This is a genomic window from Pseudomonas syringae group sp. 26L6, from assembly GCF_032587815.1.
In the GTDB taxonomy this organism is placed as follows: Bacteria; Pseudomonadota; Gammaproteobacteria; order Pseudomonadales; family Pseudomonadaceae; genus Aquipseudomonas; species Aquipseudomonas amygdali.
This window is the reverse complement of sequence record NZ_JAWHPJ010000055.1, coordinates 19,336-36,121: the sequence shown is the minus strand read 5'-3', so window position 1 is coordinate 36,121 and position 16,786 is coordinate 19,336. Positions and strand designations below refer to the sequence as shown.

Genomic DNA, 16,786 nt, shown 5'->3' with positions numbered 1-16,786 from the left:
CTTGGAACGCCCGGAATAAATGGCCCCTGTGCTTCTGCCCGAAGGGCGTGGGAGCGAACTTGTTCGCGAAAAGGTCTTTATAATCGCCGAAAATGCATCGACTGAAACAGCGCCTTCGCGAGCAAGCTTGCTCCCACGGCCTGCGGCCAGAATCAAAAGCGGACTAATGTATGACGCCGAGCGCGGGAACAAGAACTGGCACCGCGCCCAACCCCTGAACGCTACAACGGCACCAGCTTCGCATAGCCCATCATCAGCCACTTGCTGCCTTCGGCGAAGTTGACCTGCACCCGTGCCTGAGCGCCAGCGCCCTCGAAGTTGAGGATCACGCCTTCGCCGAACACCGCATGCTGTACGCGCTGGCCCATGGTGAACTCGGTTTCCGGAATGCCGGTGCCGTTGAACAGGCTGCTGCTGTTGAACTTCGGAGTGCCACCGAACGGGCGACTCACGCTGTTGGACAGGCGCACTTCCTGGATCAGCGCCGGCGGAATCTCGCGTACGAAACGCGAGACCTTGTTGTAGGTTTCGCTGCCGTACAGACGACGCGTTTCGGCGTAGGTCATCACCAGCTGTTTCATGGCGCGGGTGATGCCGACATAAGCCAGACGTCGCTCTTCTTCCAGGCGCCCCGGCTCTTCCAGACTCATCTTGTGCGGGAACAGCCCTTCCTCCATGCCCACCAGGAACACATGCGGAAACTCCAGGCCCTTGGCGCTGTGCAGGGTCATCAGCTGAATGCTGTCTTCATGCTCCTGCGCCTGGGTGTCGCCTGCTTCCAGCGAGGCATGCCCCAAAAAAGCTGCAAGTGGCGTCAGGCCTTCTTCGCTTTCGTGATTCTCGAAAGCACGGGCCGCGCTGACCAGTTCCTCAAGGTTTTCTACCCGCGCCTGGCCTTTCTCGCCTTTTTCCTGCTCGTGATAGGTGATCAGCCCGGACTGCTCGATAACCGTCTGGGTCATCAGGTGCAGCGGCATCTCCATGACCTTCGCCGACAGGTTCTCGATCAGCTCGATGAACCCGCCCAGGGCCGTGGCGGCGCGGCCGGTCAGGCCCTTGTTGGCGACCAGCAGGCGCATGGCTTCCCACATGGAGACGTCGGCATGACGCGCATGCTCGCGAATCGCTTCGACGGTTTTTTCGCCGATGCCGCGAGCCGGAACGTTGATCACCCGCTCCAGCGCTGCATCGTTGCCACGACCTTCCAGCAAGCGCATATACGCCATCGCGTTCTTGATTTCGGCGCGTTCGAAGAAGCGCTGCCCGCCGTAAATGCGATATGGAATACGTTCGCGCAGTAGGGCTTCTTCCAGCACCCGCGACTGGGCGTTGGAACGGTACAGAATGGCGATGTCGTTGCGCGAGATGCCGGTTTTCAGCGCGCTTTCGATGGTCTCGACCACATAGCGCGCCTCATCGTGTTCGTTGAAAGCGGCATACAGGTTGATCAGCTCGCCATCGCCGACGTCAGTCCACAGCTCCTTGCCCAGGCGACCGCTGTTATTGACGATCAAGCCGTTGGCAGCCTTGAGGATGCTCGCTGTGGAGCGGTAATTCTGCTCCAGACGGATGACTTCGGTGTCCGGGAAGTCAGACGAATACTGGTGGATGTTCTCGATCTTCGCGCCACGCCAGCCGTAAATGGACTGATCGTCATCGCCGACCACCATCAGGCTGTCGCCGCCCTGAGCGAGCAGACGCAGCCACGCGTATTGCACGGCGTTGGTATCCTGGAATTCATCCACCAATACATGGCGGAAACGACGCTGATAATGCGCGAGCAAACCCGGATTATCGCGCCACAGGTCGAGTGCGCGCAGCATCAGTTCGGAGAAGTCGATGACGCCAGCCCGCTGACAGGCGACCTCGTAGGCTTCGTAGACGCTTTTCATGGTGGTCAGGAACAGATCGCCGCTGGCCTGAATATGTTTCGGGCGCAGGCCTTCATCTTTCTGGCCGTTGATGAACCACTGTGCCTGACGTGCAGGCCAGCGTTGCTCATCCAGGCCCAGCTCGCGCATCACGCGTTTTACCAAGCGCTGCTGGTCATCGCTGTCGAGAATCTGGAAGGTTTGCACCAGCCCGGCTTCCTGCCAGTGCGCTCGCAGCAGGCGGTGGGCCAGACCGTGGAAGGTGCCCACCCACATGCCAGCAGGGCTGATGCCCATCAGCTGCTCGATGCGGTGGCGCATTTCGGCGGCAGCCTTGTTGGTGAACGTCACCGACAGAACCGAATGCGGGGAGGCTTGCTCGACCTGCATCAGCCATGCGATGCGATGCACCAGCACACGGGTTTTGCCGGAGCCAGCACCAGCCAGGACCAACTGACGACCCAATGAGGCGGCTACGGCCTGACGTTGGGCATCGTTGAGGGAATTCAGAAGAAGAGAGAGATCATCGCGCATCCGCGCATTCTAGGGTGCTGCGTCATGCCGGGCAAACCATGCTTTGCGTCAGGCAATAAAAATGACCGGGTGCTGACGACCGGTCGTCGAGCGTTGCAGGGTCGAGCGCGGTCAGTCGACCTTGAAGATTGGCCATTCGCAGGCCAGGCGCAGGATTCCGCGTAATGTAGGATTATTCCCACAATTTTTTTCGATTCACCCATTCAGGGCCCGTGTAACAGGTTTCAGCGTCGTTTAACTGGGCGGTTTGCAGGTCATGTAGTATAACTACAAGAAAGCTACAACCCAGCCCATCTTCCTTTTGCCGAGTCTGCCCCTTGAATCTGCTGCAACACATCGCCCAGTCACGTAATTTGCTGCGCAAATCGGAGCTCAAGGTTGCCGATCATGTGCTGCTTGACCCTGCGGCTGTGATGCACAGTTCCATGGCGGATCTGGCGCACAGCGTCGGCATCAGTGAGCCGACCATCGTGCGCTTCTGCCGCGCCATTGGGTGCACCGGGTTTCAGGACCTCAAGCTCAAGCTGGCGCAGAGTCTGGCAGCGGGTGCGAGTTTCGGCCAGTTCGCGATTCACGAAGACGATTCGGTCGCCGACTACAGCCTGAAGATTTTCGACACTACCCTGCACACGCTGATGGAAGTGCGCGAAAACCTCGACCCCCATGCTTTACAGATGGCAGTCACGGCCATGGCCGGGGCCAATCGGGTCGAATTTTATGGGTTTGGCGCTTCCGGTGCAGTGGCTGCCGATGCGCAGCACAAGTTCTTTCGTTTGCTGCTGACCGCGGCAGCGTATTCCGACCCGCACATGCAGGCGATGTCGGCGGTCACGCTCAAGCCGACAGACGTCGCGGTATGCATTTCCCAGTCGGGGCGCTCCAAGGACTTGCTGATCACCGCCAATCTGGTCCGCGAGAGCGGCGCGACGCTGATTACCTTGTGCCCAAGCCAGACGCCGCTGGCCGAGCTGTCATCGGTCAATCTGGCCATCGATGTACATGAAGACACCGAAATCTACACGCCGCTGACGTCCCGTATCGCGCACCTGGTGGTGATCGATGTGCTGGCGATGGGCGTGGCAATGGCCCGCGGCCCGAGCCTGGTCAATCACCTCAAGAGCGTCAAGCGCAGCCTGCGCGGCTTGCGTCTGTCGCCGAAGTCGATAAAGACTCACGAAGACTGATCGCTCAACCGAGCGGAATTCATCGATCTGTCATCTGCATGCCGCCTGATTGTCACTGTCGCGCTCCATTCTGGTGCTCCCACAAAACGTATTGGGAGACAGGATATGGCTCGGCATTACGATGATTTACCTACCAGCACCGTGAAAACCCGCCGCCAGCAGGAAGACCAGCGCCGCATGGAGTTTCGTCGGGCTATTGAGAGCTACAGTGAAGCGCGTCAGCTTAATCAGGAGCTGTGTGACTACATGGATGGTATCGACAACGCTGTATGGCAGACTATCAAGTTGCCCGCGGTCGACCGTCGAAACGCTCGACAAGCTGGTTGATCTGCGCACGTTCGGTGCGGATGAACGCAAGAAAGGCATGTGCCACGGGTGAAAGGCGTTTGTCTCGGGCCTGAGCCACGCACCAGCTTCGATACAGCGGCAGCTCCGCCACGGGTAGCTCCACGAGAGCACCGGTGGCGAGTTCCTGGCAGACCGCATGCCGTGTCAGTATCGCCAGGCCCAGTCCGGCGACCACGCATTCACGTTGCGCCTCGCTGGAAGACACCTCCAGCGTCTGCGTGAAATGCACGCGTTTCTCTTTGAAGTACTCCTCGCAGGCCCGTCGTGTACCTGATCCCGTTTCCCGGGTCAGCAACGGCCAGGGCTCCAGGTCTTTCAAATTCAGCGTCGCATGGCTGCTCAGCGGGTGGTCGGGTGGTGCTATGGCGACAATCGGGTTGTTGAGAAAGGGTAGAAACTCCAGGCCCATATCCAGCGGAACCGCTGACATCACTACAAGATCATCGCGGTTGTCCGATAATCGTCTGATTATCTGTGCACGATTGACCACCATCAGGCTCAGGCTGACTTCCGGGTGCTGGCGTTTGAATGCAGCGAAAAGGTGAGGGATGAAATACTTGCAGCTGGATTCAATCGCCAGCTTCAACTGGCCTTGCAGCGAGCCCTGCATGTCCGAAAGCTGCATGTCGAGACTTTCCAGGCGTCCGAAAATATCCCGGCTGGCCAGTTGCAGTGCCTGCGCCGCCTCAGTCAGGTAGAGCTTTTTGCTGACGTATTCGAACAGCGGCTGGCCGATCAGCTCCTCAAGCTGGCGAATCTGCAGGCTGACGGCAGGCTGCGTCAGAGACATCTCTTCGGCTGCACGGCTGTATGAGCGCAGATCACATACTTCATTGAAAATACGCAGCTGACGCAATGTCATACGCATCAATGACTTACGCATTTATAAGAGCTTCCTGAGACGACAAGAAGCTTCAACTATAAGCTTTTACTTATGCATGTCCCAACTTTTACTCATTTTTGTTAATCCTTGATTCGGCATAGGGTGTCCCTGCGGCATTCAGTCACATGCCCTGTTACAAAAACGGGTCGAGGAAAACGCCAGTGATAACAAAAATTCTGATTGCCAACCGCGGGGAGATTGCCGTCCGGATCGTGCGTGCCTGCGCCGAGATGGGTATTCGCTCGGTCGCGATCTTTTCCGATGCCGACCGGCATGCCCTGCATGTCAAGCGTGCTGACGAAGCCTATAGCATTGGTGCCGAACCGTTGGCCGGTTACCTGAACCCGCGCAAGCTGGTGAATCTGGCGGTAGAGACGGGCTGCGATGCGCTGCATCCCGGTTATGGCTTTCTGTCGGAGAACGCCGAGCTGGCCGACATCTGTGCTGAACGTGGCATTAAGTTTATCGGTCCGTCCGCAGAAGTGATTCGTCGCATGGGTGACAAGACCGAAGCGCGGCGCAGCATGATCAAGGCCGGTGTGCCGGTTACGCCCGGCACCGAAGGCAACGTCGCGGACATCGACGAGGCGCTGGTCGAAGGCGAGCGTATTGGTTACCCGGTAATGCTCAAGGCCACTTCCGGCGGCGGCGGGCGCGGCATACGCCGCTGCAACAGCCGCGAAGAACTCGAGCAGGCCTTCCCCCGGGTGATTTCCGAAGCAACCAAGGCCTTTGGCTCGGCGGAAGTGTTTCTCGAGAAGTGCATCGTCAATCCCAAGCACATCGAAGCGCAGATTCTGGGTGACAGCTTCGGCAATGTAGTGCATCTGTTCGAACGCGACTGCTCGATTCAGCGCCGTAACCAGAAGCTCATCGAAATCGCCCCCAGCCCGCAACTGACTCCCGAGCAGCGTGCTTATATCGGTGATCTGTCGGTGCGTGCGGCCAAGGCTGTCGGTTACGAGAACGCAGGGACCGTGGAGTTTTTGCTCGCCGAGGGCGAGGTGTACTTCATGGAAATGAATACCCGGGTTCAGGTCGAGCACACCATCACCGAAGAAATCACCGGCATCGATATTGTTCGCGAGCAGATCCGTATTGCGTCCGGCCTGCCGCTGTCGATCAAGCAGGAAGACATCATTCACCGCGGTTTTGCCCTGCAATTCCGGATCAACGCAGAAGACCCAAAGAACAATTTCCTGCCCAGTTTCGGCAAGATCACCCGCTATTACGCGCCCGGAGGACCAGGCGTGCGCACCGATACGGCGATTTACACCGGCTACACCATTCCGCCGTTTTACGACTCGATGTGCCTGAAGCTGATCGTCTGGGCGCTGACCTGGGAGGAGGCGATGGACCGTGGCCTGCGTGCGCTGGATGACATGCGCCTGCAAGGAGTGAAGACCACGGCTGCCTATTACCAGGAAATTCTGCGTAACCCGGAATTTCGCAGCGGTGAATTCAACACCAGCTTTGTCGAGAGCCACCCCGAGCTGACCAATTATTCGATCAAGCGCAAACCCGAAGAGCTGGCTCTGGCCATCGCCGCCGCCATTGCCGCACACGCCGGTCTGTAAGGAATAGTGAAATGTCCAAGAAGATTTTCGTAACCGACACCATCCTGCGTGACGCTCACCAATCATTGCTGGCGACCCGCATGCGTACCGAGGACATGCTGCCGATCTGCGACAAGCTCGACAAGGTCGGTTACTGGTCGCTGGAAGTCTGGGGCGGCGCGACCTTCGATGCCTGCGTGCGTTTTCTCAAGGAAGATCCATGGGAGCGCCTGCGTCAACTGCGCGCGGCCTTGCCCAATACCCGGTTGCAAATGCTCCTGCGCGGCCAGAACCTGCTGGGCTATCGGCATTACAGCGATGACGTGGTCAAGGCGTTCGTCGCCAAGGCGGCGGTGAATGGTATCGATGTGTTCCGTATTTTCGATGCCATGAACGACGTGCGTAACCTGCGCGTTGCCATCGAAGCGGTAAAAGCTGCGGGCAAGCATGCGCAGGGCACCATCGCTTACACCACCAGCCCGGTGCACACCATCGAAGCGTTCGTCGCACAGGCCCGGCAGATGGAAGCGATGGGCTGCGATTCGGTGGCGATCAAGGACATGGCCGGTCTGCTGACTCCCTATGCCACGGGTGAACTGGTCAAGGCGCTGAAAGCCGAACAGTCGCTACCGGTGTTCATTCACTCCCACGACACCGCAGGCCTGGCTGCCATGTGCCAGCTCAAGGCCATTGAAAGCGGCGCGGATCATATTGATACGGCGATCTCCAGCTTTGCCTGGGGCACCAGTCATCCAGGCACAGAGTCGATGGTTGCGGCGCTCAAGGGCAGCGAGTTCGACACCGGGCTGGACCTGGAGCTGTTGCAGGAAATTGGTCTGTATTTCTACGCGGTGCGTAAGAAGTATCACCAGTTCGAAAGCGAATTCACGGCGGTCGATACCCGTGTGCAGGTCAATCAGGTGCCTGGCGGGATGATTTCCAACCTGGCCAATCAGCTCAAGGAGCAGGGCGCGCTCAATCGCATGGGCGAAGTGCTGGCTGAAATTCCGCGCGTGCGCAAAGACCTCGGTTATCCACCGCTGGTAACGCCGACCTCACAGATCGTCGGTACTCAGGCGTTCTTCAATGTGCTGGCTGGCGAGCGCTACAAGACCATCACCAATGAAGTGAAGCTTTATCTACAGGGCGGTTATGGCAAGGCGCCGGGGCCGGTAGATGAAAAGCTGCGTCGTCAGGCCATTGGCAATGAAGAACTGATCGATGTTCGTCCGGCCGATCTGCTCAGGCCGGAGATGACCAAGCTGCGTGCCGATATCGGCGCATTGGCCAAATCCGAAGAGGACGTGCTGACGTTTGCCATGTTCCCGGACATCGGCCGCAAGTTTCTCGAAGAGCGTGCAGCTGGAACGCTGACGCCGGAAGCGCTGCTGCCGATTCCCGAAGCCGGAAGCGTGGCCAGAGCGGGCGGCGAGGGCGTGCCGACCGAGTTCGTCATTGATGTGCACGGCGAAACCTATCGGGTCGACATCACCGGCGTGGGCGTCAAGGCCGAGGGCAAGCGCCACTTCTACCTGTCCATCGATGGCATGCCGGAAGAAGTGGTGTTCGAACCGCTCAACGAATTTGTCGGCGGCGGTGCCAGCAAACGCAAGCAGGCTCATGCACCGGGCCACGTCAGCACCACCATGCCGGGCAATATCGTCGATGTGCTGGTCAAGGAAGGCGATATGGTCAAAGCAGGGCAGGCGGTATTGATCACCGAAGCCATGAAGATGGAAACCGAGGTCCAGGCGTCGGTCGCGGGCAAGGTTGTGGCGATTCACGTTGCCAAGGGCGACCGCGTCAATCCGGGTGAGGTTCTGGTCGAGATCGAAGGCTGACCGGGCACATACAGATAATTCAACGATTTACCTCAGGGAAGCACTCGTGGCTTCCCTTTTTTTATTCTGTGCAGGCGGGCGCGGTTGTCACCGCTATCGTTGCGCACGCTCCAGCGTGGGAATGCCGTTCTCGACGCTCTGCGTCCTAAGGATCAGCGAAACGCCTCAAGCCCTTTGATCTGCTGCCCGTCCGCGAAGTTATCCACAGCCAGCCAGCATTCAAAGGCCTTCTGCAATTCAGGCCATTCGCTGTCAAGGATCGAGTACCACGCTGTGTCCCTGCTCTGGCCCTTGACTACCATGTGCTGGCGGAAGGCGCCTTCGTAGCTGAAGCCAAAGCGTTGGGCTGCGCGTTTGGAACGGGCGTTGTTGGCGTTGCACTTCCATTCCAGGCGGCGATAGCCCAGCGTGAATGCTTCCCTGGCCAGCAGGTAAATGGCTTCGGTGCCTTTGGGGGTTCGTTGCATGGCCGCGCTGAAGGTGACATGACCTATTTCGATACGCCCATGGGCGGCGACGATCGACATCAGGCTGATGACACCTTCGGCTTTACCGGTCTGCTGATCGACGACCGTATAAAACCATGGGTCGGACGCTGCCTGATGCCCGGACAGCCATGCATCAAAGGCACTGCGCTCGATAAAAGGCCCGTAAGGCAGGTAATCCCACAGTTTCGGGTCGGCATTCGGGCCCTGAAGCGCAGCCCACAAGTCATCGGCGTGACGTGTGGCGTCGAGTTTTTCCAGGCGAATGAAACGGCCTGTCAGTGTGTTGGTTGTGGGCAATGCAGCGGCTTGCCAGTCCAGCAGAGTGTCGGACATCAATCACTTCCTGTTTCAGAGCGCTTTGCGAAATTGTATAAGGCCAGGCCGTTCGGCAATCCTTTCGTACAACTGAATGGCCGTGGCGTTGGTTTCGTGGGTCAGCCAATGCACCTTGTCGCAACCGTCTGCCTTGGCCGTGGCGTAAACAAACTCGATCAGTTGCCTGCCAATGCCTGTTCCGCGTTGTTCGGGCGCGACAATCAGGTCCTGCAGGTAACAGGCATTGTTGATGCTCCAGTTGGAGCGATGGTAGATGAAGTTCACCATGCCCACCGCTTCGCCATCCAGCCAGGCCAGCGCCGAGTGGGTCGGCTCGTGCGAATCCACAAGGCGTTGCCAGGTGACGTCGCTGACACTTTCGGCCAGCTCGGTATTGTAGAAGCGCAGATAGGCCTGCCATAGCGGCAGCCAGGCTTTATGGTCGTTGACAGTAACGACGCGAATCCGGACATCGGTCAAAACGTTCTCCCTGCGCTCATCAGGCGAGCGATTTGCTGGTCGTTTGCATTCTCGCTTGCTGCGAGGCCGTCGCGTACACCGGCCATGTCCGAAGCGCTGCGGTTCTGGCTGAGTTTGCGTTTGCCTTGCAGCCGCTGCACGGGAATTGCAAACCCTGCAATCGCCCCCAGCATTTTTGCAATGTAGTCCGCAGGTGCATCCTCGATTGACCAGGGTTGCGGGCGGCTGGATTCATGGTGATGGGTCAGGTCAGCCAGCAATTGGTGCAGTTGCGCTGCATCGGTAAAAACCGTGGCCTGCCCATAGGCATGCACGGCCAGATAATTCCAGGTAGGTACAACCTTGCCGTGTTCTGCCTTGCTCGGGTAGAAAGACGGGCTCACATAGGCATCGCCGCCGGGAAAAATCACCAGCGCCTCGACACCTGCGTTCAACTGCTGCCACTGTGGGTTGGCTCTGGCCAGATGCCCGTAAAGCGTGCCGTGCGGACCTTCATCGCGGCGCAACAGCAGCGGCAAGTGAGTCGCGTGCAATCCTTCTTCACCCTGTGTGACAAGAATAGCCAGGCGAGTTTGATCCATCTGCTCGTGCAGGCTGAGCGTGTCGTTTTCCTTGAAGGCAGCAGGTATGTACATGGTCATGTTCCTTGGCTGATGAAGCGATCGTAGGCAAGGTATTGGTCTGATGTAAGATCCATTTTTTATAAGTTTCATGGGACCAATTCATGCCCATCGCCCCTGTCGCGTTTCCACCCACGCTTACCGGCATTGAGCTGGACCCGAATCACGGCTTGAGCAAGCAGCTCTACGAGATTTTGCGCCAGCAAGTGCTGGATGGGCGCTTGAGTGGCGGCATGCGTCTGCCCGCCAGTCGCGATTTGGCGCATTCACTGGGCATCTCCCGTAACAGCGTCATACGGGCCTATGACCAGCTGTATGCCGAGGGTTTTATTGAAGGGCGCGTTGGCGACGGTACGTATGTTGCGCAGCTGTCTGAACGAAGCGCTGCGCCTCGACGGCCAAGCCGTAAAAAACTATCCACCAACTTACCCACAGGTGTATCCACAGGGTTACACACAGGTTTGTCCACAATTGCGGCTGAAATGCCGTCGAATTGTTCCGATGAAGTTATCCACAACCCGACACGCGTGCGGCTCGAAAAGCATCATTTGCACGAGCCGCCGACGGGTAGGCCGCGGGCTTTTCGGGTAGGCGTTCCAGCCTTCGATCTTTTTCCGTTTGCCTTGTGGGGCAAGCTGTATGCGGCCTTTTGGCGCAAGCCGGACCTTGCTCAGCTGGGTTACGGCACCGCTGCGGGAGATTCGCGGCTGCGTGAGTTGATTGCCGTTTATCTTCGTTCATCGCGTGGGTTGCACTGCACGGCTGAGCAAATTGTGATCACCAGTGGCGCGCAACATGCAATCAGCCTTTGTGCACAGTTGCTTTTGACGCCGGGCGATGGCGTTGCTGTGGAAAATCCAGGCTATCGCGCGGCGGGTCATGCGTTTGCACTGGCAGGTGCGCGATTGCACGGCGTGCCTGTGGATAACGAGGGCATGCGTTGCGCCGAGCTTGAGCAGGCCGATTGCAGATTGGCGTATGTGACCCCTTCGCATCAGTACCCGACTGGCGTAGTCATGAGCCTGGCACGGCGCCTGGAGTTACTGGCCTGGGCCGAGAGGCACCAGAGCTGGATTGTCGAGGACGATTACGATGGGGAGTATCGGTACAGCGGTTCGCCATTGGCCCCGTTGGCTGCGTTGGAGCAGAGTGGTCGAGTGCTCTATGTCGGCACATTCGGAAAAGTCGCCTTTCCGGCGCTGCGCCTGGGGTATCTGGTTCTGCCTGAGCAACTTGTCCGCCCGTTCAGCCAGCGCAAGGCGGTAGACATGCGCCATACCGAGATTGGCGTGCAGGCGGTCATGGCGCAATTCATTGCGTCGGGGCATTTCCAACGACACATCCGTCGTATGCGTCGCGCGGCGCTGAGTCGTCGCAATGCGCTGCTGGATAACTGGCCTGCCGACATAGCAGGGTGCGCTGCAATGCCCAGGGTGGTTGCAGGGCTGCATGTGATGGTCAAGGTAGACAGTGTCGCGCGTGAGCAGGCACTGATTGCCAAGGCTGGTAGCGTTGGCGTCGAGATGAATGCCTTGAGTGATTACTGGCTGCCCGACTCCAGTGAGCCAGTGGATAACCGCGCCGGGCTGGTTTTGGGTTTCGCCGCCGTGCCCGAGGTCGAGATCGCCGTTGCATTGAACAGGCTGCGCAAGGCCTGGTCCGAGTAGTCCCGCTGGCAGGCGTATAATCTGCACTTTCTGTTACTTGTCCTGAGATACCCATGAACAACTCTCTTACTGCAACACCCGGACGCAAGTTCGGCGCGCCGCTGGCTGCGCTGTTCCTGCTGCTGATGGGCGCCCAGTTTCTGCTGCTCAGTGTCGGCGCCCGCCAGGTAATGCTGTGGATCGTCGGCGCAGCGCTGGGCGTGACGCTGTATCACGCGGCATTCGGCTTCACCTCGGCGTGGCGGGTGTTTATCCGTGAGCGGCGCGGTGCGGGTTTGCGGGCGCAAATGGTCATGCTGGCGGTGGCTGTGGTGCTGTTTTTCCCTGCGCTGGGTGCTGGCACGCTGTTCGGTCAGCCCGTTACCGGACTGGTTGCGCCGGTCGGAATTTCGGTCGTCGTGGGGGCGTTCATCTTCGGTATCGGCATGCAACTGGGCGGTGGCTGTGCGTCCGGTACGTTGTTCACCGCAGGTGGCGGCAATGCACGCATGCTGGTGACGCTGCTGTTTTTCATCCTCGGTTCGTTGATTGCGACCCATCACGTCGACTGGTGGTTTGCCCTGCCTTCGTTCCCGGCAGTTTCGGTGGTCAAGACCTTCGGCGTATTGCCTGCGCTGATCGTGAATCTCGCTCTGTTCGCCTTGATCGCTTTCATAACCGTGAAGCTCGAAAAGCGGCGTCATGGACAGCTTGAAACGCCGGTTACCACTGACCATCGTGGGTTGAGCCGGGTGCTGCGCGGGCCATGGGTTCTGGTCTGGGGCGCTGTCGCGCTGGCGCTGCTCAATTACGCAACACTGGCGCTGGCGGGTCGTCCGTGGGGCATCACCTCGGCGTTTGCGCTATGGGGCGCGAAGGTAGCCAGTGGTCTGGGTGTGGACGTCGGCAGCTGGGTGTTCTGGCAGAGCGCGGCGAATGCCAAGGCGTTGGCGGCTCCGGTGTGGGAAGACGTCACCAGTGTGATGGACATCGGCATCATGCTCGGTGCCTTGCTGGCGGCAGGGCTGGCCGGCCGTTTTGCGCCGAGCCTGGACATTCCCACGCGCTCGCTGGTTGCTGCGGTCATCGGCGGGTTGCTGCTGGGTTATGGCTCTCGACTGGCCTACGGCTGCAACATCGGCGCGTACTTCAGCGGTATTGCCTCGGGTAGCCTGCACGGCTGGCTATGGCTGGTTGCAGCCTACGCCGGTAACGTGATCGGCGTGCGTTTGAGGCCGATTTTCTTTGCTGGCGAACGCCCGCAAGTGACGCTGACTGGCTGCTGAGGAAGTCTGTAACCCCAAGATAAAGCGGGTCGTTTGCGAACCATCTGCCGGTTTGGCATTCAAAGGCCATGCGGCAGATGTCAGCCTGCGATTCGCTTATTTTTCGATGGGGTAGTTCTTTTGCAGCAAACGATCATTTCGAAAATCCGTTTTCTCGGCAAGACCATCGGTTACGTGGGTTGGTCGCTTTTCTGGTTGTTGATTTGGGATGTGATCGTCACGGTCGACTTCATGCTGTATCTGGAGCGCAAGATCACGTTGCCTTCCATGCCGTTGACCCTGCTGGGCTCGGCACTTGTGGTCCTCACCAGCTTTCGTAATTCCAGCGCCTACAACCGCTGGTGGGAAGCACGAACGTTGTGGGGCGCGCTGGTCAATAGTTCGCGCAGCTTCGCTCGGCAGGTGTTGACGCTGGTCGAGGATGACGACGGGATCAACCCGGTCAAGGCCACGCTGTTGCGTCGCCATGTTGCCTACGTGAAATGCCTGTCCGCGCACCTGAAGGGCGCCAAATGTGGTGATGAGGTTCAGATGCTGATTCCTCGCGAGGAATTCGAACGTCGTCACGACACCAACAACTTTCCCAACGACCTGCTCAATACGTCGGCTGCGCTGTTGGCCAAGGAGTATCAGGCGGGGCGACTGGACAGCATTCGTCTGGCGCGTCTTGAGTCGACCATGGTGGACATCTCCAATTGCCAGGGCGGTATGGAGCGTATTGCCAACACACCATTGCCTTATCCGTACGTCGCTTTTCCGCGTCTGTTCATCACACTGTTCTGCCTGATCGTACCGATTGGCCTGGTGGAGACCCTGGGATGGTTCACGCCGCTGGCATCAACCGTGGTGGGTTTCATGCTGTTGGCCATCGAAAAGATCGGCACCGACCTGCAGAGTCCGTTCCGTGCCAGCGAACATGAGATTCAGATGACGGCTTTGTGCGAAAACATCGAGCGTAATCTGGATTCGATGCTCAGGGGCGCGCAGGAAGAAAGCAAGGCTTCGTAAAGAGGGTGAGGCGTTGCGCGTGTGCAGAACGCCTCGGATAACGCAGAGATTGCGGCGGCTTAACGCAGCTCGCCACACAGGTCCAATTCGACCAGCCGCCTGACTTCCTCGGTCGTCAGGCTTGCCCCCAGCAGTGCATGCAGTTTGCCAAGCGCTGCCTCACGGGTCATGCCGCCACCGGAGAGCACGCCTGCACCGCGCAGACGGCTCCCCGCTTCGTAGACATCCAGCTCGACACCGCCTTCGTGGCACTGGGTAATCGCCACCACGCAGATACCAAGCGCTCGTGCATTTTCCAGGCTGGCCAGAAACTGCGGATCATCACTTGGCCCGGTGCCGCTGCCGAAGCACTCAAGCACCAGACCCCGAATACCGCTGTTGATCAGACCGTCCAGCTGAGCTGCGCCGACGCCGGGAAACAGCGGCAACACGGCGACCTCCGCCAGCGTCTTCGCCTGCCGGTAGTTCAGTGCATCGGGCAGCGAAACCACCGCATGACCGCCACGCGAGCGTTGCAGCGGTGCGAACGGTTGACGACCGAAGCTGCGAATTTTCGCGCAGCGCACAGGCGTCATCAGTTGCCCGTGGAAATACAGCTGAACGCCTGACACCAGACCCGAACCCAGCGCCAGCAGGGCACCGTTGACGTTTTCCCAGGCATCGCTGTCCTGCACGCCGGCAGGCAGCATAGAGCCGGTGAACAGCACCGGTGCGCTGAACCCCAGCAACTGGAAGCTCATCGCCGCTGCGCTGTACGCCAGGGTGTCGGTGCCATGCAGCACCAGAACAGCATCGCAGCCATCGACCTCCACCGCCTCGATCACCGCCTCACGCAGGCGCAGCCAGTAGGACGGGGTCATGTTGGCGCTGTCGATCAGCGGCGACATCTCGCGAAAGCGCCACTGCGGCACCCGCAGTTCCGGGTGCTCGGCCAGTTGCCCGGCCATCCGCGCCTCGAAACCCGAGGCGGGTGCCAGGCCGTTGGCGCTGGCCTGCATGCCGATGGTGCCGCCGGTGTAAAGAACCATGACGCTCTGAGCGGGTTTATGTGCATGATCAGTCATGGTTGTTCTCCGGCGTAAGGTCGCGTTGGTTATCGTGCTTCGGGTACAGGCTTGGCGGCCGCTTCGGCGTCCTGTGTCGACTGACGGGTCGGATTGGCTGGCCATGCGTTGCGGTCCAGGTCCAGATCAGGGAACTGGCTGGAATCGAACACCGGCGTCTTGATACCCGCCCGACGCTGCGAATCGTAGTCGTTCAGAATGCGCTTGACGACTTTGAACAGCATGGCGAGTGCGATCAGGTTAACGAACGCCAGCATGGTCATGGTGATGTCGGCGAACGCCAGTACATCTTTCAGGTCGACGACGGCACCCCACATGATCAGTACCAGCACCGCGATACGGTAGATGATGATGGTCTGGATCTTCTCGCCAAACAGGAACCGCAGGCTGTTTTCACCCAGGTAGTAGTTGTAGAGAATCGAGGTGAAGACGAATAGTGCCAGCGCCACGCTGATGAAGATTCTACCCCAGTCACCGACCACTGCGGCCAGCGAGTTCTGCGCCAGAACGATGCCGTTGCCGTCGTAACCGATGTCGTAGATACCGGACAGCAGGATCAGCAAGGCGGTGCAGGTGCAGATCACGAAGGTGTCGAGGAACACGCTGAACGCCTGAACCACGCCTTGTGCAACCGGGTGCTCTACATGCGCCACGGCAGCCACGTTGGGCGCACTGCCCAGACCGGCTTCGTTGGCAAACACGCCACGCTTGACGCCCATCACGATAGCGCTGCCGATCAGGCCGCCGAATACCGGGTCAAGACCGAAGGCGCTTCTGACGATGGTCATCAGCATGCCGGGAACGTGGTCGATCTGCAGAACGATGACGTAGATGGTGACCGCGATGTAGATCAGGGTCTTGACTGGAACCAGCAGGTCGGAAATTGCCGCGATACGCTTGATGCCGCCGACGAAGGCCAGACCCAGCAGCACGACCAGACAGATGCCGGTGGTTCGGGTGTCGATGTTGAACGCGCTTTTCAGCGAGTCGGTCACGGCGTGGGATTGCAGGCCGTTGAAGGCAAAGCCGAAGGTCACCAGCAACAGTACGGCCATGACCATGCCTAGCCAGCGCTTGCCCAGACCGTGCTGGATGTAAAACGCCGGACCGCCGCGGAACTGTCCTTCGGAATCCTTGCGTTTATAGAGCTGGGCGAGTGAACACTCGATGAAACTGCTGGACATGCCGACCAGTGCGGTGACCCACATCCAGAATACGGCGCCCGGACCGCCCAGCGTTACGGCAATGCCGACGCCTGCGATGTTGCCTGCTCCGACGCGGCCCGCAAGGCTGAGCATCAGGGCCTGGAACGAACTCAACTGACCCGCGCTGCTGCGCAGACTGTCGCGAAAAACCGAGAACATGTGGAAAAAGTGTCGAAACTGAACGAAACGCGAGCGGATCGTGAAGTAACTACCCAGGCCAACGATAAGTACGATCAGTACCTTACCGGAGAGAAAGTCGTTAATCATTTCCAGCATTTTTGTTATTCCTCGCTACTTTTGAGGGGGCGCACTATACCGGTGCAAAGTTTTTACGTCTGTAGTCGCTTTCTTGGACGTCTGATTCTTCATTCGCGACGATGAATGAATACTTCCACAGATTACTCCGCCAAAGTGGGGTGCCGAAGGCTCTGGGTCCAGTGTCGGAGCCCTTTGCTGC

At 59.0% G+C, this 16,786-nt stretch carries 14 protein-coding genes; 7 read left to right on the top strand and 7 right to left on the bottom strand.

What is annotated here, in order from left to right; translation table 11 throughout:
* Positions 1-221 precede the first annotated feature (221 nt).
* Entirely contained in the window at positions 222-2,405 is a 2,184-nt protein-coding gene (gene uvrD / locus RYA97_RS23955) for a DNA helicase II (RefSeq protein ID WP_117139751.1), read from the bottom strand.
* A 317-nt stretch (positions 2,406-2,722) separates the two neighbouring features.
* Here uvrD and hexR point away from each other — a divergent pair, with 317 nt between their 5' ends.
* Both hexR and RYA97_RS23945 read left to right on the top strand, forming a co-directional pair.
* On the top strand, positions 2,723-3,589 hold the full coding sequence (hexR, locus tag RYA97_RS23950) for a transcriptional regulator HexR (RefSeq protein WP_002555915.1): 867 nt from the start codon (positions 2,723-2,725) through the stop codon (positions 3,587-3,589).
* A 141-nt stretch (positions 3,590-3,730) separates the two neighbouring features.
* Positions 3,731-3,916, top strand: a complete 186-nt coding sequence (locus RYA97_RS23945; RefSeq protein WP_004659112.1) for a PA3496 family putative envelope integrity protein — start codon at positions 3,731-3,733, stop codon at positions 3,914-3,916.
* Here RYA97_RS23945 and RYA97_RS23940 read toward each other — a convergent pair.
* Complete coding sequence (locus RYA97_RS23940; RefSeq protein ID WP_016982142.1) at positions 3,870-4,820, bottom strand: LysR family transcriptional regulator; 951 nt, start codon at positions 4,818-4,820, stop codon at positions 3,870-3,872. The genes RYA97_RS23945 and RYA97_RS23940 overlap by 47 nt on opposite strands.
* Before the next feature lie 161 nt (positions 4,821-4,981).
* On the opposite strand from RYA97_RS23940, the gene RYA97_RS23935 reads away from it, so the two are divergent.
* Positions 4,982-6,397, top strand: coding sequence for an acetyl-CoA carboxylase biotin carboxylase subunit (locus tag RYA97_RS23935; RefSeq protein WP_002555912.1), 1,416 nt, complete (start codon positions 4,982-4,984; stop codon positions 6,395-6,397).
* Between the two features lie 11 nt (positions 6,398-6,408).
* The gene (gene oadA / locus RYA97_RS23930; RefSeq protein WP_004667159.1) at positions 6,409-8,217 is read left to right on the top strand and encodes a sodium-extruding oxaloacetate decarboxylase subunit alpha; all 1,809 of its coding nucleotides are present in this window, start codon (positions 6,409-6,411) and stop codon (positions 8,215-8,217) included.
* Between the two features lie 152 nt (positions 8,218-8,369).
* Here oadA and RYA97_RS23925 read toward each other — a convergent pair whose 3' ends face one another.
* From RYA97_RS23925 to RYA97_RS23915, 3 genes are read right to left on the bottom strand one after another with little or no spacing between them, the layout of a single operon-like run.
* Positions 8,370-9,038 carry a GNAT family N-acetyltransferase gene (locus RYA97_RS23925; protein WP_005734965.1) on the bottom strand — a complete coding sequence of 223 codons (669 nt, stop codon included), beginning with the start codon at positions 9,036-9,038 and terminating at the stop codon, positions 8,370-8,372.
* A 15-nt stretch (positions 9,039-9,053) separates the two neighbouring features.
* A complete protein-coding gene (locus RYA97_RS23920; protein WP_005756992.1) occupies positions 9,054-9,500 on the bottom strand; it encodes a GNAT family N-acetyltransferase in 447 nt (148 codons plus the stop codon).
* A complete protein-coding gene (locus RYA97_RS23915) occupies positions 9,497-10,135 on the bottom strand; it encodes an FMN-binding negative transcriptional regulator (RefSeq protein ID WP_016982140.1) in 639 nt (212 codons plus the stop codon). The genes RYA97_RS23920 and RYA97_RS23915 overlap by 4 nt, the downstream gene beginning before the upstream one ends.
* An 89-nt stretch (positions 10,136-10,224) precedes the next feature.
* Between RYA97_RS23915 and RYA97_RS23910 the strand changes: the two genes are divergently transcribed.
* The 3 genes from RYA97_RS23910 to RYA97_RS23900 all read left to right on the top strand — a co-directional run bounded on the left by RYA97_RS23910 (position 10,225) and on the right by RYA97_RS23900 (position 14,060).
* Positions 10,225-11,787, top strand: a complete 1,563-nt coding sequence (locus tag RYA97_RS23910) for a PLP-dependent aminotransferase family protein (RefSeq protein WP_016982137.1) — start codon at positions 10,225-10,227, stop codon at positions 11,785-11,787.
* A 53-nt stretch (positions 11,788-11,840) separates the two neighbouring features.
* Positions 11,841-13,052 (top strand): YeeE/YedE family protein, encoded by a 1,212-nt coding sequence (locus RYA97_RS23905; protein ID WP_005781451.1) that lies wholly within the window; start codon positions 11,841-11,843, stop codon positions 13,050-13,052.
* A 120-nt stretch (positions 13,053-13,172) separates the two neighbouring features.
* Complete coding sequence (locus tag RYA97_RS23900; RefSeq protein WP_004659096.1) at positions 13,173-14,060, top strand: bestrophin family protein; 888 nt, start codon at positions 13,173-13,175, stop codon at positions 14,058-14,060.
* Between the two features lie 59 nt (positions 14,061-14,119).
* Here RYA97_RS23900 and RYA97_RS23895 read toward each other — a convergent pair whose 3' ends face one another.
* Together RYA97_RS23895 and RYA97_RS23890 are read right to left on the bottom strand one after the other, a co-directional pair.
* Complete coding sequence (locus tag RYA97_RS23895; RefSeq protein WP_004659093.1) at positions 14,120-15,124, bottom strand: asparaginase; 1,005 nt, start codon at positions 15,122-15,124, stop codon at positions 14,120-14,122.
* Between the two features lie 29 nt (positions 15,125-15,153).
* Complete coding sequence (locus RYA97_RS23890; protein ID WP_005744886.1) at positions 15,154-16,605, bottom strand: alanine/glycine:cation symporter family protein; 1,452 nt, start codon at positions 16,603-16,605, stop codon at positions 15,154-15,156.
* Between the last annotated feature and the right edge of the window lie 181 nt (positions 16,606-16,786).